18 protein-coding genes and 1 other annotated feature are annotated in these 19,359 nt (G+C 40.5%); all 18 genes read left to right on the top strand.

The genetic code is table 11. The annotated features are described in order from the left end of the window. The first annotated feature begins 142 nt into the window (after positions 1-142). The 18 genes from RCJ93_RS06885 (at position 143) to pyrF (ending at position 19,353) form a co-directional block, all read left to right on the top strand. Complete coding sequence (locus RCJ93_RS06885) at positions 143-379, top strand: PRC-barrel domain-containing protein (protein ID WP_147194253.1); 237 nt, start codon at positions 143-145, stop codon at positions 377-379. 227 nt (positions 380-606) lie between these two features. Continuing rightward, entirely contained in the window at positions 607-1,311 is a 705-nt protein-coding gene (locus tag RCJ93_RS06880; RefSeq protein ID WP_446738676.1) for a YggS family pyridoxal phosphate-dependent enzyme, read from the top strand. Beyond that, the gene (locus RCJ93_RS06875) at positions 1,295-1,807 is read left to right on the top strand and encodes a cell division protein SepF (protein ID WP_066785231.1); all 513 of its coding nucleotides are present in this window, start codon (positions 1,295-1,297) and stop codon (positions 1,805-1,807) included. Before RCJ93_RS06880 ends, RCJ93_RS06875 begins: the two co-directional genes overlap by 17 nt. 16 nt (positions 1,808-1,823) lie before the next feature. Next, positions 1,824-2,087, top strand: a complete 264-nt coding sequence (locus tag RCJ93_RS06870) for a YggT family protein (RefSeq protein WP_066785234.1) — start codon at positions 1,824-1,826, stop codon at positions 2,085-2,087. A 95-nt stretch (positions 2,088-2,182) separates the two neighbouring features. Further along, complete coding sequence (locus RCJ93_RS06865) at positions 2,183-2,971, top strand: YlmH family RNA-binding protein (protein WP_150283857.1); 789 nt, start codon at positions 2,183-2,185, stop codon at positions 2,969-2,971. 89 nt (positions 2,972-3,060) lie between these two features. Then, the gene (locus tag RCJ93_RS06860) at positions 3,061-3,570 is read left to right on the top strand and encodes a DivIVA domain-containing protein (protein ID WP_066785239.1); all 510 of its coding nucleotides are present in this window, start codon (positions 3,061-3,063) and stop codon (positions 3,568-3,570) included. Between the two features lie 43 nt (positions 3,571-3,613). Continuing rightward, positions 3,614-3,831 (top strand) — a binding site (T-box leader). A gap of 59 nt (positions 3,832-3,890) precedes the next feature. Then, on the top strand, positions 3,891-6,662 hold the full coding sequence (gene ileS / locus RCJ93_RS06855) for an isoleucine--tRNA ligase (protein WP_446738675.1): 2,772 nt from the start codon (positions 3,891-3,893) through the stop codon (positions 6,660-6,662). A gap of 169 nt (positions 6,663-6,831) precedes the next feature. Further along, the gene (lspA, locus tag RCJ93_RS06850; RefSeq protein ID WP_066785246.1) at positions 6,832-7,308 is read left to right on the top strand and encodes a signal peptidase II; all 477 of its coding nucleotides are present in this window, start codon (positions 6,832-6,834) and stop codon (positions 7,306-7,308) included. After that, on the top strand, positions 7,308-8,219 hold the full coding sequence (locus tag RCJ93_RS06845; RefSeq protein WP_446738674.1) for an RluA family pseudouridine synthase: 912 nt from the start codon (positions 7,308-7,310) through the stop codon (positions 8,217-8,219). Before lspA ends, RCJ93_RS06845 begins: the two co-directional genes overlap by 1 nt. 211 nt (positions 8,220-8,430) lie before the next feature. Next, complete coding sequence (gene pyrR / locus RCJ93_RS06840; protein ID WP_066785252.1) at positions 8,431-8,970, top strand: bifunctional pyr operon transcriptional regulator/uracil phosphoribosyltransferase PyrR; 540 nt, start codon at positions 8,431-8,433, stop codon at positions 8,968-8,970. 33 nt (positions 8,971-9,003) lie between these two features. Continuing rightward, the gene (locus RCJ93_RS06835; protein WP_150283860.1) at positions 9,004-10,344 is read left to right on the top strand and encodes a uracil-xanthine permease family protein; all 1,341 of its coding nucleotides are present in this window, start codon (positions 9,004-9,006) and stop codon (positions 10,342-10,344) included. A gap of 163 nt (positions 10,345-10,507) precedes the next feature. Beyond that, entirely contained in the window at positions 10,508-11,428 is a 921-nt protein-coding gene (locus tag RCJ93_RS06830) for an aspartate carbamoyltransferase catalytic subunit (RefSeq protein WP_446738673.1), read from the top strand. Then, positions 11,391-12,671, top strand: coding sequence for a dihydroorotase (locus RCJ93_RS06825; RefSeq protein ID WP_446738672.1), 1,281 nt, complete (start codon positions 11,391-11,393; stop codon positions 12,669-12,671). Before RCJ93_RS06830 ends, RCJ93_RS06825 begins: the two co-directional genes overlap by 38 nt. Next, the gene (locus RCJ93_RS06820) at positions 12,665-13,768 is read left to right on the top strand and encodes a carbamoyl phosphate synthase small subunit (RefSeq protein WP_446738671.1); all 1,104 of its coding nucleotides are present in this window, start codon (positions 12,665-12,667) and stop codon (positions 13,766-13,768) included. Before RCJ93_RS06825 ends, RCJ93_RS06820 begins: the two co-directional genes overlap by 7 nt. Continuing rightward, a complete protein-coding gene (carB, locus tag RCJ93_RS06815) occupies positions 13,761-16,964 on the top strand; it encodes a carbamoyl-phosphate synthase large subunit (protein ID WP_446738670.1) in 3,204 nt (1,067 codons plus the stop codon). The genes RCJ93_RS06820 and carB overlap by 8 nt, the downstream gene beginning before the upstream one ends. Then, a complete protein-coding gene (locus RCJ93_RS06810) occupies positions 16,961-17,737 on the top strand; it encodes a dihydroorotate dehydrogenase electron transfer subunit (protein ID WP_446738669.1) in 777 nt (258 codons plus the stop codon). The genes carB and RCJ93_RS06810 overlap by 4 nt, the downstream gene beginning before the upstream one ends. Further along, positions 17,734-18,645 (top strand): dihydroorotate dehydrogenase, encoded by a 912-nt coding sequence (locus tag RCJ93_RS06805; protein ID WP_066785265.1) that lies wholly within the window; start codon positions 17,734-17,736, stop codon positions 18,643-18,645. Before RCJ93_RS06810 ends, RCJ93_RS06805 begins: the two co-directional genes overlap by 4 nt. Then, positions 18,646-19,353, top strand: coding sequence for an orotidine-5'-phosphate decarboxylase (pyrF, locus tag RCJ93_RS06800; RefSeq protein ID WP_446738668.1), 708 nt, complete (start codon positions 18,646-18,648; stop codon positions 19,351-19,353). Positions 19,354-19,359 lie beyond the last annotated feature (6 nt).

Raw genomic sequence — 19,359 nt, 5'->3', positions numbered from 1 at the left:
AAATTATAAGAAGCATCCATATCAAGAATGGTGCTTCTTTTTCATATATATATACATATAGGAGTTAATCTTTTCATGCAGATTCAACAAATACTGAATAGTATGCATGAACCCGCTCTTAATATAAAAAGGGGGAAACTGAATGCGTTTTTCGGATATTCAACGAAAAGAGATTATTGCGGCAAATAGTGGACGGTTTTTAGGATATGTGGAAGATGCAGTTGTCCAAAAAGACACAGGGTATGTTGAAGCGTTTGTCGTGGCAGAACCTAAAAAATTCATTTCTTTCAATTCAGGCCATAAAGAAGCTTTAAAAATACCAATAAAGGATATAGTAGTGGTAGGGAAGGATGTCATCCTAGTTAAAGGATTAGATTGAAGAATTCGGCTATTCATTGATAATTACCAAAAGGCTTGATACAATAGGGTAAAGTTAAATTTCAAGCGGTAGTTACTTTAAAACTCCAACTGCTTGGAAGTGGAAGTATATTGGAATTTGAGACCGATATTTCTATCCTAATTTACTCTTTATTTATATTAAAATTTTGATGTGATAATAAAAACCCTTAAGTGGGATACAAGATTTTTTGAAAAGTCGAGGCTAACATGAATTCAATAATAAATAATTTACATGATATCCAAAAAAGAATGGAAGATGCTTGCAAAAAGGCTGGCAGAAAACTTAGCGATATTACGATAATTGCTGTTACAAAGCAAGTTTCAAAAGCTCGGACCAAAGAGGCAATAGAGGTAGGGCTGACCCATTTAGGAGAAAATCGTCCTGAGGGTTTATTAGATAAGCAGGTTGAGATTAAAAATAATGCAACATGGCATTATATTGGTTCTTTGCAAACTAGAAAAGTCCGTAAAGTAATCAATCAGATTGATTACTTACATTCCCTCGACCGCATTAGCCTAGCTGAGGAAATAGATAAACGTGCAGATTCTAATGTCGATTGTTTTGTGCAGGTGAATGTATCTGGTGAGGATTCCAAACATGGTTTAACGCCAGAGGAAGTTCTGCCTTTTATAGAGCAACTATCAATATTCCCTCATATTCGCATCGTCGGTTTAATGACAATGGCACCTAATACTGAAAATGAAGCAATTATTCGCAGTGTATTCAAATCATTAAAAAATTTACAGTTAGAGATTGCTAGTAAAGGATATAGCTATGCACCGTGCACCGAACTTTCAATGGGAATGTCGAATGATTATGAGATTGCCATTGAAGAGGGAGCGACATTTGTCCGTATTGGCACAGCTCTAGTTGGTACGAAAGAAGGGACTTTTAATGAAGGTGAAGGATAAAATCAAAAACTTTTTCTATTTAGAAGAGGAAGAAGAATACGTAGAAGAACAGGCCGTACGCAAAGAACCGATACGCCAGCAAGCTGTGCCGCAACAACAAGCAAGACAGCAACAAGTACAGCCACCAATCGTTAATAGACCTGCTGCTGTTAAGAAGCAGTCTATGAAAGAACGTCAAAAACAAGTTGATTATCCGTCAAATGTCCCGAACCTCGTTAGTATTACACAAAAGACTTCAAAGCTCGTGTTATCAGAGCCGCGAGTCTATTCAGAGGCGCAAGATATTGCTGACAATCTAAAAAATAAGCGGGCAGTGGTTGTAAACCTGCAAAGGATTGAACGCGATCAGGGTATGAGAATTATCGATTTTATCAGCGGAACGATTTTTGCCCTTGGTGGAGATATTAAAAAGATCGGCAAAGATATATTCTTATGTACGCCTGATAACATGGAAGTGGACGGAAATATATCAGAATACTTATATGACGATCAATAGAGGAGAATAATTGTTCATGCTACCATTTACAATAGTGAAGGTTTTTTTTGAGTTCTATTCCATTGCATTAATTATCTACATTTTGATGTCTTGGATTCCTTCAGCGTATGAGTCAGCTGTAGGAAGATTTTTAGCTAAAATATGTGATCCTTATCTGGATTTCTTTAGAAAGTTCATACCACCAATTGGCATGATTGATGTATCACCGATTGTGGCGCTAATTGCATTAAATTTAATTCAAACAGGCATATTTTATGTACTTAGCTATATAGTGTTTTAAAAAAGGGCCCCTTAAAAGGGCTCTCTTTTACAAGTTGCCACCACCCGAGTGTGGGGCTTTTTTGTTAGATAAGAAATTAAAAGGGAGACACTACAATGGAAGATGTATTTCAACATTTCAGGCCATCGGAGAGAGCCTTTATCGAACAAGTAATCGGGTGGAAAAAAGAAGTGGAGGATCAGTATGCGCCAAGGCTAACCGATTTTTTAGATCCACGCATGAGTCAGATTGTCCACAATATTATTGGGAAGAATGGCGATATACAAGTTTCTATGAGTGGTTTATTTGATGGAGCGGAGCGACAAAGAGCTCTCATTTATCCAGATTACTTTTTACCGTCAGAAGAAGATTTCAACCTAGTTATTTGTCAACTTAGCTATCCTTCGAAATTTGTTCATTTAAAACATCCAGATGTACTGGGCGCCTTATTATCCATTGGACTTGAGCGCTCTAAATTTGGCGACATACGTGTGGGCCCAGAAACTGTTCAATTTGTTGTGGCCAAAGAAGTATTTGAATATGTGAGGCTCAATCTGATTAGCGTTGGTCAAGCTAAGGTAGAAGTGGGGCAATTGCCTACGTCTGATACTTTATTGCCTCCTGATGCCGATTGGAAAGAGCAGTCAACAACAACAAGTTCTTTACGTTTAGATACTGTCATAGCTTCTGTTTATCCAATCTCGCGCCAGAAAGCAGCTGCGTTCATCAATGGAGGAAAAGTAAAAGTGAATTTTGCCCTATGTGAACAAGTTTCTTTCGAATTGCAAGAATCTGATTTGATATCCATAAGAGGACTCGGCCGCTTTATCATTCAATCAATCGAAGGTAAGACAAAAAAAGATAAATACCGCATGAAAGTAGGGAAAATGGACCGAAAATCGTAAATTTCTTATAAAAATGCAGAATTTGAGTGAACTTCCAAATAGAGAAATGTATAATAATGAGTAAATGTAGTTAAGGAGAGGTGCAAATCATGCCATTATCGCCACTTGATATACATAATAAAGAATTTAGTCGCGGCTTTAGAGGATATAATGAAGATGAAGTAAATGAGTTTCTAGAACAAGTTATTAAAGATTATGAAATAGTGCTAAAAGAAAAAAAGGAGCTTGAGAATAAACTTCTTTCAAGCAACGAACAGATTGGGCACTATAACTCAATTGAAGAAACGTTGCAAAAGTCAATTGTCATTGCACAAGAAGCAGCAGAAGAAGTCCGTCGAAACTCTCAAAAAGAAGCAAAGCTAATTGTCAAAGAAGCTGAAAAAAACGCGGATCGTATAGTCAATGAAGCCCTTTCCAAAGCTCGCCGCATCGCAATGGAAATCGAAGAATTGAAAAAGCAATCAAAAGTCTTCCGCAATCGTTTCAAAATGATTGTCGAAGCCCAATTGGATTTAATTCAATCAGATGATTGGGATCATTTAATGGAGTATGAAGTAGATACCGCAGAATTAGAGCATTTGGACCTGCCGCAGGATTAGTACTTGACTGGAAGCGTCCATTTTAACTATAATGTCATCATATATAAAAGTAATGATGGAGAGAGTACGTTATAAGTGCCGTCTAGCGATTTAGGGATAGTGGGAGCCTAAACGAAACGCTTATAAAAGAAAATCACTCCTGAACTAGATTGTTGAAAGGGAAGTAGGCAATCTCGTCAACACCGCGTTAAGGTGTCTTAAGCGGCGCTTTTACAGCGCAACTAGGGTGGTACCGCGAGAAATATCCTCCTCGTCCCTTTTTGGGATGAGGAGTTTTTTTATTTTAAAAATGAGTTTCAAGTAATCAAGGAGGAATAAAAATGGATTATAAAAATACCCTGTTAATGCCAAAAACAGATTTCCCTATGCGCGGAAATCTACCAAACAATGAGCCGAAAATTCAAGATAAGTGGAAGGATATGGACATCTATACAAAAGTTCTAGAACGTACGAAAGATCGCCCAGCTTTCATCTTGCATGACGGCCCTCCTTATGCAAATGGTGATATCCATATGGGTCATGCGCTCAATAAAGTATTAAAAGACATGGTAAACCGCCATCGTTCTATGACTGGGCACTATTCACCATATGTACCGGGCTGGGATACTCACGGTCTTCCAATCGAGCAAGCTTTAACAAATAAAGGCGTTGACCGCAAGAAAATGACCGTAGCGGAATTCCGTGAACTTTGTAAAGAGTATGCATACGAACAAGTAGAACGCCAACGTGAGCAATTTAAACGCATTGGAGTTCGCGGTGATTGGGAAAACCCATATATCACTTTGAAACCGGAATTCGAAGCGCGCCAAATTGGCGTGTTTGGCGATATGGCTAAAAAAGGCTATATCTATAAAGGATTAAAACCAGTGTATTGGTCTCCTTCAAGCGAATCTGCTTTAGCAGAAGCAGAGATCGAATATAAAGATATTAAATCTCCTTCTATTTATGTTGCTTTTGACATTTTAGATGGAAAAGGTGTAGTAAATGCAGGGGAAAAATTCATTATTTGGACGACAACACCTTGGACGATTCCTGCGAACCTAGGTATTTCTGTAAATCCTGAATATACGTATGTAGTTGTAAAAGAGAATGATCAAAAATACATTATTGCCAAAGGATTGCTTGAAGCGGTAGCTGAGAAGCTAGGCTGGGAAAATCCTGAAATCGATCGAGAAATCAAAGGGACGGACCTTGAAAATGTAACGGCGAAACATCCTCTATTTGATCGTGAATCACTTGTTATGCTAGGCGACCATGTAACGCTAGATGCAGGTACTGGTTGTGTTCATACAGCACCTGGCCATGGTGAAGATGACTATCAAGTCGGTAAGCGTTATGGACTAGAAACTTTATCAGTTGTAGATCATAAAGGCTGCTTAACAGAAGATGCAGGCGAGTTTGCTGGTATGTTCTACGATAAAGCGAATAAACCGATCTGCGAAAAATTGGATGAAGCTGGCGCGTTATTAAATCTTACATTCTTTGAACACTCATATCCGCACGATTGGCGTACAAAAAAACCTGTTATTTTCCGTGCTACACCACAATGGTTTGCATCTATTGATAAATTCCGTTCAGAGTTGCTTCAAGCTATTCGTGATACGAATTTTACGCCGGTATGGGGTGAAACTCGCCTGTATAACATGATTCGCGACCGCGGAGACTGGTGTATTTCACGACAGCGTGCATGGGGCGTGCCAATTCCAGTCTTCTATGCGGAGAACGGGGAAGGAATTATCACTGAAGAAACCATCTCACACGTACAAAAATTATTCCGTGAGCATGGCTCAAATATTTGGTTCCAAAAAACAGCGAAAGAATTGCTTCCAGAAGGATTCACGCATGAGGGATCGCCAAATGGAGAATTCACGAAAGAGACAGACATTATGGATGTATGGTTCGACTCTGGTTCATCTCACCAAGGTGTATTAGTTGAACGACCTGAACTACGTTACCCTGCAGACTTGTATTTAGAAGGCTCTGACCAATATCGCGGTTGGTTTAACTCTTCACTTATCACTTCTGTAGCTATCAACGGCCATGCGCCGTACAAAGGTTTGCTTTCACACGGCTTTGTACTTGATGGAGATGGAAGAAAAATGAGTAAATCGCTTGGCAATATCATTGCGCCAAGTAAAGTGATGAACCAATACGGAGCAGATATTTTACGTCTATGGGTAGCTTCTGTTGACTATACAGCAGACGTGCGTATTTCAATGGATATGCTGAAACAAGTGTCAGAAGTGTATCGTAAGATCCGTAATACATTAAAGTTCTTACATGGTAATTTACATGACTTTAACCCAGAACAAGACTATGTATCATATGAAAATTTACGCGAAGTCGACCAATATATGTACATGGAGCTACAAAAGCTGATTCAAACAGTACGTGATGCATACGATCGTTATGAATTTGCGACTGTTTATAAAGCAATCAACAACTTTGTAGCAGCAGAGCTAAGTTCATTCTATTTGGATATTGCAAAAGATGTTGTATATATCGAAGGTGCAGATGCTCAGCCGCGCCGTGCAATGCAATCTGTGATGTATGATACATTAAACGCGTTATTGAAATTATTAACGCCAATCATTCCGCATACAACAGATGAAATGTGGTCTTATCTAAGCTATGCTGATGCTGAAAGCGTCCAATTGACAGATATGCCTGATGCTGTTCAAAAAGAGAATTTCGAACAACTATCAGAAAAATGGACTACTATTATGGCGATTCGAAACACAGTATTAAAAGCTTTAGAAGAAGCTCGTAATGCGAAAACAATCGGGAAATCATTAGAAGCAAAAGTAACAGTCTTCGGTGATGAACAAACGGTTACTCTTTTACAAGATCCACAAATTAATTTTGCACAGTTGAACATTGTATCAGAATTTGTTGTAGGCGGTGTTGTTGATAACGCACCTGCAGATGCAGTGAAAGTTGAAAATGTTGCTGTTGTAGTCGAAAAAGCAGAAGGCGAAAAATGCGAACGCTGCTGGACGATTTCAAAGACAGTTGGCGAAAATCCTGCTCACCCAACACTTTGCGCACATTGTGCAGATGTAGTGGAGAATTACTATAGCGAAGCTGAATAATGGCAGTAAGCAAAAAGCCGTTCACGAAATGTGAGCGGCTTTTTGCATTTAATCGTTGTCATGAATCAAGCAATATAAGGATTTTTAACTTGAATGTATGGTGTGTTTTTCTCTTGCGTCTATTATATGATAGAATAGGTTAGATTCGGCAGTAAACGGAGGGTTTGCCATGTACAAATATTATGGTATAGCGATTTTGGTCATTATACTTGATCAGTTGTCAAAATGGAGCATTGTGGAGAATATGAAATATGGAGAGAGCATCTCACTAATCGATCCTTATTTTGGGCTATATTCCCATCGTAATCGCGGAGCAGCATGGGGAATGCTGCAAGGACAATTTTGGTTATTTGCATTAGTCACCATTATTGTGATTTTGGGCATCATTTATTATTATCACAAAGAAGGAAAGGGAAAACCACTGTTCCAAGTGAGTTTGATGTTGCTGCTGGGCGGAGCAATTGGCAATTTTATTGACCGAGTATTCCGAGGAGAAGTAGTCGATTTCGTACATGTGATTATCCCAGTGATTAATTATGATTTCCCTATATTTAATATTGCAGATGCAGCGTTAACATTTGGTGTTATTATGCTCATACTATATATAATCTTCGAAGGAAAAATAGAAAAGAAAAAGGTGAAGTAATGTCAGTCACATATACGATAACAAATGAAATGCAAGGTGAACGTATTGATAAAGCCCTTGCATCAATTCAACAAGATTGGTCACGTACTCAAATTCAAGGTTTTGTACAAGAGGGCCTGGTAGTTGTAAACGGAAGTCCAATCAAAGCCAAATATAAAGTACAGGAGGGTGACGAAATCACAGTAACACCGCCTGAACCTGAACCTTTAGAAATTATCGCAGAAGATCTTAATTTAGACATTGTTTATGAAGATAGTGATGTGCTAGTAGTTAACAAACCAAAAGGTATGGTCGTCCACCCTGCACCAGGACATACGACAGGGACTTTGGTGAATGGTCTGATGTACCATTGCAAAGATCTTTCAGGCATTAATGGTGTGATGCGCCCAGGAATCGTGCATCGAATTGATAAAGATACGTCTGGCTTATTGATGGTGGCCAAAAATGATAAGGCGCATGAATCACTTGTTCAACAGTTGGTTGATAAAACAGTAACGCGCCGATATACTGCGCTTGTACATGGACATATTCCTCATGATAAAGGTACGATTGACGCACCAATTGGACGAGATCAAAAAGACCGTCAAAAGATGGCAGTTGTCGATCAAGGAAAACACGCAGTTACTCACTTCCAAGTAGCTGATCGATTTGGTGTTGACTATACGTTAATCCAATGCCGACTTGAAACTGGAAGAACACATCAAATTCGTGTGCATTTGAATTATATTGGTTACCCGTTAGTAGGCGATCCAAAATACGGACCAAAGAAAACGATTGATTTCGGCGGACAAGCACTGCATGCAGGCGTTTTAGGTTTTATTCATCCTACAACAAACGAGTATATGGAATTCCAAGCACCGCTGCCTGAGGATTATCAAGAACTCTTGAAAGAATTAAAAAGCAACTATTGACAACGTCAATGTAAGGGCATATACTAATTGCAGTGAAAAGTTAATATTCACCTTTAAGAACAGTCCAGAGAGGCTGAAAAGGGATGCGATGAATGTGAAGTCCGTATGCAGTAACTGCTTACTTGACAATCTATCAGTATACCTATAACCTCTTGGGCCAATCGCTCAAGAGTTTTTTTATGCAAAGAATTTCAACGAAAGGAGAACCATAATGAAGAAAAAAGCAGAACTATTAGATCAAGCTGCAATGAATAGGGCGATTACCCGTATTGCACATGAAATTATTGAACGCAATGAAGGGATCGATGAATGTATCCTTGTTGGAATTAAAACGAGAGGCGCATTTTTGGCCAAACGATTAGCTGAAAAAATTAACTTAATTGAGAAAAAAGAAATTCGTTCTGGTGAATTAGACATTTCCTTATATCGCGATGATCTAACAGTTAAAACAGACAATGGCGAAGCCTTAGTAAAAGACGTTGACATAACGTATGATGTATCAAATCAAAAAGTCATCTTAGTAGATGATGTTCTATATACAGGACGTACAGTACGAGCAGCAATGGATGCCGTGATGGATATTGGCAGACCATCACAAATCCAATTGGCGGTTTTAGTAGACCGCGGCCATAGAGAATTGCCGATACGAGCAGACTTCGTAGGTAAAAATATTCCTACGGCTAGCAATGAAAGAATTGAAGTTAACATGGTAGAAGCTGATCAAACAGACGTAGTAGCTATTTACGAATAACAGTAGTTTTCTTAGAATGTGAGGAATATTGAGATGTCAAATGCAGTATTGGATATTAACGACAAACCTTCGGGAGGACAGTTAGTCACACTTAGTTTGCAGCATATGTTTGCAATGTTTGGTTCAACTATCCTTGTCCCAACATTAACAGGCTTGTCACCAGCCATCGCTTTATTAACAAGTGGGATTGCAACAATTATATTCTTGCTTGTGACACGCTTTAAAGTACCGGCTTACCTTGGATCATCATTTGCCTTTATAGCGCCTATTCAAGTAGCATCAGCTACCGGAGACGGCCCGGGTAGCGCGATGATCGGTGCAATGGCGGTAGGCCTTGTATATGGGATTGTATCCTTATTAATTTGGAAAACAGGATACAAGTGGATTATGAAATTATTGCCGCCTATCGTAGTGGCGCCCGTAATAATGGTCATTGGTTTAGGGCTTGCAGGAACTGCTGTCCATATGACGATGTACGAAACAGTGGGAGACAACAAAGAAGTATATAGCGCAGCCTACTTTGTTATCGGTTTAATCACGCTAGCTATTTCAATCCTATGCAATAACTTCTTTAAAGGTGTTATTAGCACCATGCCGATACTAATCGGATTGATTGGCGGTTATCTTGCTTCACTGATTTCGGATGCGGTGTTTCATACCCATCTCATTAACTTTAGTAAGGTAGTAGAAGCAAAATGGTTTAAAACGCCAGACTTCCTGATACCTGGGGTTGATTATGAATTCCATGTCACATCTACATTGCTGCTGGCAATGGTGCCGATTGTCATTGTGACAATCTCCGAACATATCGGTCATCAGCTTGTTTTAGGAAAAGTAGTTCACCGCAATTTCATTAAAGACCCTGGTTTAAACCGGTCCTTGCTTGGTGATGGACTAGGTACACTCATCAGTTCATTGATTGGTGGTCCGCCTAAAACGACTTATGGTGAAAATATCGGTGTCCTAGTATTAACACGTATCTTTAGCGTATGGGTAATTGGTGGTGCGGCAGTGTTCGCCATCCTCCTTTCATTCTCAGGTAAACTAATGGCACTTGTTGGTACGATTCCTACACCCGTGCTTGGTGGTGTATCAATCCTGCTCTTCGGGATCATTGCTTCAAGCGGTTTGCGCATGCTTGTAGAAAATAAGATTGATTTTGATGATAAGCGTAACCTTGTGATTGCATCAGTCATCTTAATCTTAGGGATTGGCGGAGCAAAGCTAGCATTTACCCAAACGTTTTCCATTGAAGGCATGGCTCTTGCGGCAATCATTGGTGTTCTTCTAAACTTTATACTACCAGGTAAAGCTCAGCCAGATCTTGAGATGGAAAGAGAAGAGATGGAAATGAAAGAAAGTTCAATTGAATAATTTGTAGCAATACCTTTTAAGAGTTGTCCAGAGAGGCACAGAAGGGTGATTCGATACGATAAGCATGCATATAGTATACAAGCTTATTTTGTCATATCCTTCAAAAGCCTCCTTGAAATTACAAGGAGGCTTTTAGTTTAATACAAAACTAGGAGGCAAAATGATGAAAAACTTATTATCGATGGAGCAAGTATCAATACAACAAATTGAGGAAATTTTAACACGAGCAGCTGAGCTTGAGGCTGGAGCCAAACCACAGCTTGCACAGAATGCAATGGTTGCCAACCTCTTCTTTGAACCAAGTACAAGAACAAAGGTAAGTTTTGAAATAGCTGAGCGCAAACTAGGCGCCACAGTGATACCTTTTGAATCAGGTTTCTCAAGCACACTGAAAGGTGAAACGCTTTACGATACGGTGAAAACATTAGAATCTATGGGAATCGACGCAGTTGTCATTCGCCATAACCAAGATGCTTACTATGAAGACCTCTTGCCGGGAATTAATATACCAATCATCAATGGTGGAGACGGAACCGGACAACATCCATCACAATCTCTACTCGATCTCTATACTATCTTTAAAGAGTTTGGCCAATTCAAGGGCTTAAATATCACAATAGTAGGAGACATCTCACATAGCCGCGTAGCAAAATCCAATATGATTTCACTTAAAAGATTAGGTGCAAACGTACAATTAGTTTGCCCAGAACAATGGCAAGGAGAATTCCCAGAAGCGAATAATGAATGGGGCGATCTGCACAAAACAAGTGATGTGATTATGCTGCTACGGGTCCAAAACGAACGAAATGTTACATATGAAGGATACAGCACGGAAAACTATCATCAACAATACGGCTTGACAGTGGAAAGAGAAAGTATGATGAAAAACAATGCGATTATTATGCACCCTGCTCCTTTCAACCGCGGAGTAGAAATTGATTCCGACCTAGTAGAGTGTGAACGTTCACGGATTTTCGAAGCAGTAAATAACGGAGTTTATATTCGAATGGCAATCTTAGAAACTATCTTAAAGGAGAGAAAATACAATGACAGTGTTACTTCAAAATTTGCAGTTAGTAGATAAGAACGGAAATCTTTATGCAGGGGAAATATTCATTGAAGATGGAAAGATTGCAGCAGTCGGTGAGAAATTAAATGTGCAGGCAGATGAAATAATAGATGGAAAAGGATATATGGCATCACCTGGTTTTGTGGATGTCCACGTACATTTAAGAGAACCAGGCTTCGAACATAAAGAAACCATTGAAACAGGTTCTCTCTCAGCTGCAAAGGGTGGCTTTACGACCATTTGTGCGATGCCAAATACCAAGCCAGTTCCGGACTCAATTGAGAATTTAGCGATGATTAATGGATTAATTGAGCAAAGCGCGATCGTGCGTGTTCTGCCTTATGGTTCATTAACTGTTGATCAATCGGGTGATGTTCGCACAGATTTAAAAGCATTGAAGGCACATGGAGCTGTTGCATTTTCAGACGATGGAGTAGGCATCCAAGAAGCTAGAACGATGTCTGAACAAATGAAGGATGCAGCTGCTCTCAATATGACTGTAGTTGCACATTGTGAAGATAACTCATTGATTTATGATGGAGTAATGCATGAAGGTAAACGCAATTTAGAATTAGGATTGCCTGGTATTCCTTCTATTTGCGAGTCTGTCCAAATTGCACGAGATGTATTGCTTGCTGAGGCTGCAGGCGCGCATTACCACGTATGCCATGTATCCACAAAAGAATCTGTACGCGTAGTGCGGGATGCCAAAGCAGCAGGAATCCACGTAACAGCGGAAGTTTGCCCACATCACCTACTTTTAGAAGAGATGGATATTCCAAGCGATGATGCTAACTGGAAGATGAATCCGCCACTTCGTGCTAACGAGGATTGGCTGGCTCTACATGAAGGACTATTAGACGGCACTATCGATTGTATAGCAACGGACCATGCGCCTCATACAAAAGAGGAAAAATGTTGCGGTATGGTAGGAGCACCATTTGGAATTGTTGGCTTCGAAACAGCATTTCCTCTTTTATACACACAATTTGTGAAAACAGGAAAATGGACATTGCGCCAGTTGATTGACTGGATGACCGTAAAACCAGCTCAACTATTCAACTTGCCATATGGCACACTTGGAATCGGTGAATCAGCGGATCTAGTCTTAATTGATATCGAAAACGAGAAAACAATCGATGCGGAAGAGTTTCTGTCTAAAGGAAGAAACACCCCGTTTAACGGCTGGAAAGCAACAGGATGGCCAATGCTTACAATGTGTGAAGGCAAAATTGTTTGGGAGGATGGCTCATGCTAAAAAGAAAACTGATCTTAGAATCGGGCGAAGTTTTTGAAGGCATTGCTTTCGGCAGTGAAACAGAATCAGCTGGTGAAGTCGTGTTTACAACAGGAATGACCGGCTACCAAGAAACGATTTCAGATCCATCTTTTTGCGGACAGATTGTGACTATGACTTACCCTTTAATTGGCAACTACGGGATTAATCGAGATGACTTTGAAGCCATCTCGCCTGCAATCAAAGGTTTTGTTATCCACGAATTGGCAACAGTACCTTCAAACTTTCGCAATGAAGGAACATTGGATGAATACCTAAAAATGAAAGGCATTCCAGGTATTCAAGGGATTGATACAAGAAAACTGACACGCCTGATTCGTAAGGAAGGTGCTGTCAAAGGATATCTTTCAAAAGCTGGAGAAGAAATCAATCTAGAGGAAATAATAGAATGGCTTAACGCTGTAAAGTTTCCAACGAATCAAGTTGCACAAGTTTCAACACAAAAGGCGTATCCATCTCCAGGTCGCGGTAAACGTGTCGTGTTAATCGATTTTGGAATGAAGCACGGTATACTGCGCGAGCTAAATAAGCGAGATTGTGATGTGATAGTTGTACCTTATAACACAAGTGCAGAAGAAATAATGGCCTATCAGCCAGATGGAATCATGCTGTCTAATGGTCCTGGAGATCCAATGGATGTTCCTGAAGCTATCGAAACGATAAAAGTACTAATCGGTAAAGTACCAATGTTCGGTATTTGCTTGGGCCATCAGCTTTTCGGACTTGCATCTGGAGCTAAGTCATTTAAGTTGAAATTTGGCCATCGAGGTGCAAATCATCCTGTCAAAGATTTAAGGACGGGACGGACAGAACTTACATCGCAAAACCATGGATTCGCGATTGATATGGATTCACTTCAAGACACAGACTTAGAAGTAACGCATATCGCATTAAATGACGGCACATGCGAAGGGATGCGCCACAAAAAACACCCAGTATTCACCGTGCAATATCATCCAGAAGCTTCACCTGGTCCAGAAGATCCCAACCACCTGTTTGACGAATTTATCGAGCTAATGAACAACAGTACGAGAGAGGAGCAATTGCAACATGCCTAAACGCCATGACATTCAATCCATCCTAGTAATCGGTTCAGGTCCTATTATTATCGGTCAAGCTGCAGAATTTGACTATGCAGGTACACAAGCTTGCTTGGCATTAAAAGAAGAGGGGTATAAAGTAATCCTCATCAACTCCAACCCGGCAACAATAATGACGGATACAGAGATTGCTGACACTGTTTACATCGAACCTATTTCGTTAGAGTTCGTATCACGCATCCTACGTAAAGAACGTCCAGATGCAATTCTACCGACGCTTGGTGGGCAGACTGGTTTGAATATGGCAATTGAACTGCATAAGTCAGGCATATTAGATGAACTTAGCATAGAAATTTTGGGGACAAAGTTAGAAGCAATCAACCAAGCGGAAGACCGCGATCTATTTCGCAGTCTTATGCAAGAACTTGGTGTTCCAACGCCCGAATCAGAAATCGTACATACATTAGAAGAAGCTAACACATTTGCTAGCCGTATAGGTTATCCCATTATTGTTCGCCCTGCCTTTACATTAGGGGGCACAGGCGGCGGCATCTGCCATGATGAGCAGGAATTGAAAGAAACTGTAGCGTCAGGCCTAAAATATTCACCTGTTACACAGTGCTTGCTTGAAAAATCGATTGCAGGATACAAAGAAATTGAATATGAAGTGATGCGTGATTCAAAGGACAATGCCATCGTTGTTTGTAACATGGAAAATGTGGATCCTGTCGGCATACATACAGGAGATTCAATCGTTGTAGCACCTTCCCAAACATTATCCGACCGTGAGTACCATATGCTCCGAAATGTATCGCTGAAAATTATCCGTGCACTCGGTATTGAAGGTGGCTGCAATGTTCAGTTAGCACTAGATCCATACAGTTTCAATTACTACATTATCGAGGTTAATCCTCGAGTTTCTAGATCATCAGCTCTTGCTTCTAAAGCAACAGGATATCCTATTGCAAAACTGGCGGCAAAAATTGCAGTTGGATTAACTCTCGATGAGATGATTAATCCTGTGACAGGTAGAACATATGCGTGCTTCGAGCCAGCACTAGATTATATCGTGGCAAAAATTCCGCGCTTTCCTTTCGACAAATTTGAAACAGCTAAGCGAAACTTAGGGACTCAAATGAAAGCAACTGGAGAAGTTATGGCAATTGGTCGCACCTTTGAAGAAGCCATTTTAAAAGCTGTGCGCTCATTGGAGACAGGCCAAAAACATATAGAGTTAAAAAATGCAGATGATTTAACGGATGAACTGATCGAAAAGCGGATAACAAAAGCAGGAGACGAGCGGTTATTCTTTATAGGTCAAGCTTTAAGACGTGGCATAACAATCGAGCAAATTCATGATTGGAGCAAGATCGATCTTTTCTTCCTTCATAAATTGAAAAATATCGTTGACTATGAAAAAGTGATAAAAGATAACCCACAAAATGATGAGGTGCTCAAAAAAGCTAAAACAATAGGTTTTGCAGATGAAATAATCTCAAGGCTCTGGGGCATGACAGAGAGAGAAGTATATGATTACCGCAAAGAAAACCGTATCCTACCGGTCTATAAGATGGTAGATACATGCGCGGCGGAATTCGAATCAGAAACACCCTACTTCTATGGGACATACGGTTCTGAGAATGAATCAATACGGTCAAAACGTGAATCTGTCATCGTACTCGGTTCAGGACCCATCCGCATTGGACAGGGTGTGGAATTCGATTATGCAACTGTGCACTCGGTGTGGGCTATACAAGAAGCAGGATATGAAGCAATCATTATAAATTCAAACCCGGAAACCGTATCAACAGACTTTTCGGTCTCAGATAAACTATACTTTGAGCCGCTAACGATTGAGGATGTCATGCACATTATTGATCTAGAACAGCCACTAGGGGTGGTAGTCCAATTTGGGGGCCAAACGGCAATTAATCTGGCAGAGCAATTAGAAGAGAGAGACGTTAAGATACTAGGTACCACACTCGATTCGATTGACAGAGCAGAATCACGAGACCGTTTTGAGGAAGCACTGCATGAATTAGGAATTCCTCAACCGAAAGGGAAAACAGCAACCAATTCGCATGAGGCTGTAGCCATTGCAGAGGAAATAGGGTACCCAGTCCTTGTGCGTCCATCTTATGTGCTTGGTGGTCGAGCGATGGAAATCGTGTACAACAGCAAAGAACTAAAGCATTATATGGAAAATGCTGTTGAAGCTTCACCAGAACATCCTGTATTGATAGATAGATATCTGACTGGAAGCGAGATTGAAGTAGACGCCATTTGTGATGGAGAAAACGTGCTCATTCCAGGCATCATGGAACATATTGAACGTGCTGGAGTGCATTCAGGAGATTCGATTGCCGTTTATCCGCCGCAAAACTTAGCACAAAAGCATATTGAGACATTAGTAGATTACACGACACGTTTAGCAAAAGGTTTGGGGATCAAAGGCTTAATGAATATCCAATATGTCATTTCTAAAGATGTGGTCTACGTAATTGAAGTTAACCCACGTGCATCAAGAACAGTTCCTTTCTTGAGCAAGATTACAAATATCCCTATGGCCAATGTTGCGACAAAAGCAATCCTAGGAGAGTCGATTATTGAGCAAGGTTATAAAGCAGGGCTTGCACCTTCTAAAAATGGTGTGTTTGTAAAAGTGCCGGTGTTTAGCTTTGCAAAACTTCGTCGTGTCGATACCACATTGGGACCTGAAATGAAATCAACAGGCGAGGTAATGGGGAAAGACAGCACATTAGAAAAAGCGTTATATAAAGGTTTTGTAGCAGCAGGAATGAAAATAGCCGATCATGGTTCCGTCTTGATGACTGTGGCGGATAAAGATAAAGCAGAGGCAGTAGAACTCGCTGAACGATTTGTGAAAGTAGGTTACTCAATCCTTGCCACACCAGGGACAGCAAAGACGCTGGAAAGTGCAGGGATTCAATCAACCGTTGTGGATAAAATCGGATCAAGCGAGAAAACGTTACTTCACGTCATCCAAAATGGAGAGGCTCAGTTAGTCATTAATACACTGACAAAAGGAAAACAGCCTGAGCGAGACGGTTTTAGAATTCGCCGTGAAGCAGTAGAAAATGGTATACCTAGCTTCACATCACTAGATACAGCAGCAGCTATTCTCCAAGTCATAGAATCTATGACTTTTACAGCAACAGCAATGCCAAAAGCAGAGTTAGAGGTGTCCTTATGATTCAACAAGAAAAAATGAAAGTCATTCATCATCGAACTATAGCAACAAATATTTATGAGCTGGTCTTGCATGGCCAGCTTGTAAATGAAATGAAAAACCCTGGACAATTTGTGCATATTCGAGTGTCAGATAGTTATGAACCTCTGCTCAGAAGGCCAATTAGCATCTGTTCAATAGACCAAGAAAACTTAGAATGTACATTGCTATATCGTGCAGGAGGAAGAGGAACGCAGCTGCTCTCTTTAAAGCAGCCAGGCGATATGGTGGACGTGCTAGGACCATTAGGAAATGGATTCCCACTAGATGCCAGCAACTCTGGTGAAACGGCATTGCTAATCGGGGGAGGTATCGGTGTGCCACCGCTCTATGAATTGGCATCTAGATTACAGCAAAAAGGGGTACGCACAATCCATGTCCTTGGTTTCCAGTCAATCGGTGATGTTTTTTATGAAGAACAATTTAAGGCTCTTGGTGAAACACATATTGTTACAGCGGATGGAAGCTACGGCTCAAAAGGGTTTGTAACAGATTTATTAATGCAAGAGAAACCTGAATTTAACGTTTTCTACAGTTGCGGCCCTACGCCAATGCTAAAAGCGATTGAACAAACGTATCCTGATAAATTAGGATTTCTATCTTTCGAAGAGCGCATGGGATGTGGAATTGGTGCTTGCTATGCCTGCGTGTGCGAAACGACCGACGGTGTGTCGCAAGATTATTTGAAAGTATGCAGCGATGGGCCCGTATTTAAGAGAGGAGTTGTAGCACTATGAACCGCCTTCAAGTAGAACTTCCGGGTTTATCATTGAAAAACCCGATCATTCCAGCTTCCGGGTGCTTCGGCTTTGGCCAAGAGTTTGCAAATTTATACGATTTATCAACATTAGGTGCAATCATGATTAAAGCAACAACACTGGAGACTAGAAGAGGAAATCCTACGCCGCGTGTGGCTGAAACGTCATCAGGTATGCTGAATGCTATTGGTCTGCAAAATCCAGGCTTGGAGCATGTGATGGAGCATGAACTTCCATGGCTTGAACAATTTGATGTGCCCATTATTGCGAATGTTGCTGGCACAGAAATGACCGATTATGTAGCGGTTGCAGAAAGAATATCAACCGCCAAAAATGTGAAAGCGCTTGAACTAAATATCTCTTGCCCCAATGTAAAATGTGGAGGTATTCAATTCGGCACCGATGCCAAAACAGCAGGTGAGTTGACTGCAGCAGTAAAGGCTGTTTCTGAAGTTCCTGTTTATGTTAAGCTTTCACCTAATGTCACGAATATAGTTGAGATTGCCAAAGAAGTAGAGGCAAGTGGGGCAGATGGAATCACAATGATTAATACACTAATTGGCATGCGCCTGCATCCTTCAACTGGCAAGCCTATTATTGCCAATGGTACAGGTGGACTCTCGGGCCCTGCAGTGAAGCCTGTGGCGATTCGAATGGTTTATGAAGTCAGTAAAGAAATTTCGATTCCGATTATTGGCATGGGTGGCGTAACAAACGCTGAGGATGCTATTGATTTTCTATCAGCCGGAGCGAGTGCTGTCGGAGTAGGAACAGCAAACTTTGTGGACCCATTTGTTTGTCCGAAAATAATCGAAGAACTTCCTCAAAAACTAGATGAGATAGGGTACAGCAAATTAACAGATTTGATTGGAAGGAGCCATCGTTAAATGACAGATAAGCCTATTATTGCCTTAGACTTCCCAGGGGAAGAAGACGTTTTTACCTTTTTAGAACAATATAATGAACCTCTTTATGTGAAAATAGGTCTAGAACTTTTTTTACAAGAAGGTAGTTCAATAATAAAAAAAATAAAAGATTTAGGACATGAAATTTTCCTGGATTTAAAATTGCACGATATACCAAACACAGTCAAATCAGCTATGCGCGGGTTAGCAAGATTAGGCGTTGATATGGTAAATGTACATGCTGCGGGCGGTAGTGAGATGATGAAAGCAGCACTTGAGGGGTTGCAAGAAGGAACTCCAGTTGGAAAAAAGAGACCTCTACTAATCGCTGTTACACAACTCACTTCTACAACGGAAGAAGAAATGCAAAAAGAGCAAAAAATCATGACAACGCTTGAGGAATCAGTGTTGAATTATGCACTTCTAACAAAAGATGCAGGCCTTGATGGTGTTGTTTGCTCTGTTTTGGAAGCAAAGGCAATCGAAGAAGCTTGCGGCAAAGAATTCTTAAAAGTCACACCTGGTATTCGTTTAGAAGGCGGCGAAGCGCATGACCAAAAACGTATTGCCACACCAGCAGTTGCAAGAGAAAAAGGATCGACACATATTGTCGTAGGCAGAGCGATCACGCAAAGTGTGAATACAGTAGAAAGCTATCATACGGTTTTAGAGCAATGGGGAGGACAATAATATGAC

This window comes from Rummeliibacillus sp. BSL5, from assembly GCF_052928305.1.
This window is presented reverse-complemented; position numbering and strand designations above follow the sequence as displayed.

Excerpts from the sequence above, each read along its gene's own strand:
- RCJ93_RS06885 (WP_147194253.1), top strand. The coding sequence starts at position 143 with ATGCGTTTTTCGGATATTCAACGAAAAGAGATTATTGCGGCAAATAGT.
- RCJ93_RS06880 (WP_446738676.1), top strand. The coding sequence starts at position 607 with ATGAATTCAATAATAAATAATTTACATGATATCCAAAAAAGAATGGAA.
- RCJ93_RS06875 (WP_066785231.1), top strand. The coding sequence starts at position 1,295 with ATGAAGGTGAAGGATAAAATCAAAAACTTTTTCTATTTAGAAGAGGAA.
- RCJ93_RS06870 (WP_066785234.1), top strand. The coding sequence starts at position 1,824 with ATGCTACCATTTACAATAGTGAAGGTTTTTTTTGAGTTCTATTCCATT.
- RCJ93_RS06865 (WP_150283857.1), top strand. The coding sequence starts at position 2,183 with ATGGAAGATGTATTTCAACATTTCAGGCCATCGGAGAGAGCCTTTATC.
- RCJ93_RS06860 (WP_066785239.1), top strand. The coding sequence starts at position 3,061 with ATGCCATTATCGCCACTTGATATACATAATAAAGAATTTAGTCGCGGC.
- ileS (WP_446738675.1), top strand. The coding sequence starts at position 3,891 with ATGGATTATAAAAATACCCTGTTAATGCCAAAAACAGATTTCCCTATG.
- lspA (WP_066785246.1), top strand. The coding sequence starts at position 6,832 with ATGTACAAATATTATGGTATAGCGATTTTGGTCATTATACTTGATCAG.
- RCJ93_RS06845 (WP_446738674.1), top strand. The coding sequence starts at position 7,308 with ATGTCAGTCACATATACGATAACAAATGAAATGCAAGGTGAACGTATT.
- pyrR (WP_066785252.1), top strand. The coding sequence starts at position 8,431 with ATGAAGAAAAAAGCAGAACTATTAGATCAAGCTGCAATGAATAGGGCG.
- RCJ93_RS06835 (WP_150283860.1), top strand. The coding sequence starts at position 9,004 with ATGTCAAATGCAGTATTGGATATTAACGACAAACCTTCGGGAGGACAG.
- RCJ93_RS06830 (WP_446738673.1), top strand. The coding sequence starts at position 10,508 with ATGAAAAACTTATTATCGATGGAGCAAGTATCAATACAACAAATTGAG.
- RCJ93_RS06825 (WP_446738672.1), top strand. The coding sequence starts at position 11,391 with ATGACAGTGTTACTTCAAAATTTGCAGTTAGTAGATAAGAACGGAAAT.
- RCJ93_RS06820 (WP_446738671.1), top strand. The coding sequence starts at position 12,665 with ATGCTAAAAAGAAAACTGATCTTAGAATCGGGCGAAGTTTTTGAAGGC.
- carB (WP_446738670.1), top strand. The coding sequence starts at position 13,761 with ATGCCTAAACGCCATGACATTCAATCCATCCTAGTAATCGGTTCAGGT.
- RCJ93_RS06810 (WP_446738669.1), top strand. The coding sequence starts at position 16,961 with ATGATTCAACAAGAAAAAATGAAAGTCATTCATCATCGAACTATAGCA.
- RCJ93_RS06805 (WP_066785265.1), top strand. The coding sequence starts at position 17,734 with ATGAACCGCCTTCAAGTAGAACTTCCGGGTTTATCATTGAAAAACCCG.
- pyrF (WP_446738668.1), top strand. The coding sequence starts at position 18,646 with ATGACAGATAAGCCTATTATTGCCTTAGACTTCCCAGGGGAAGAAGAC.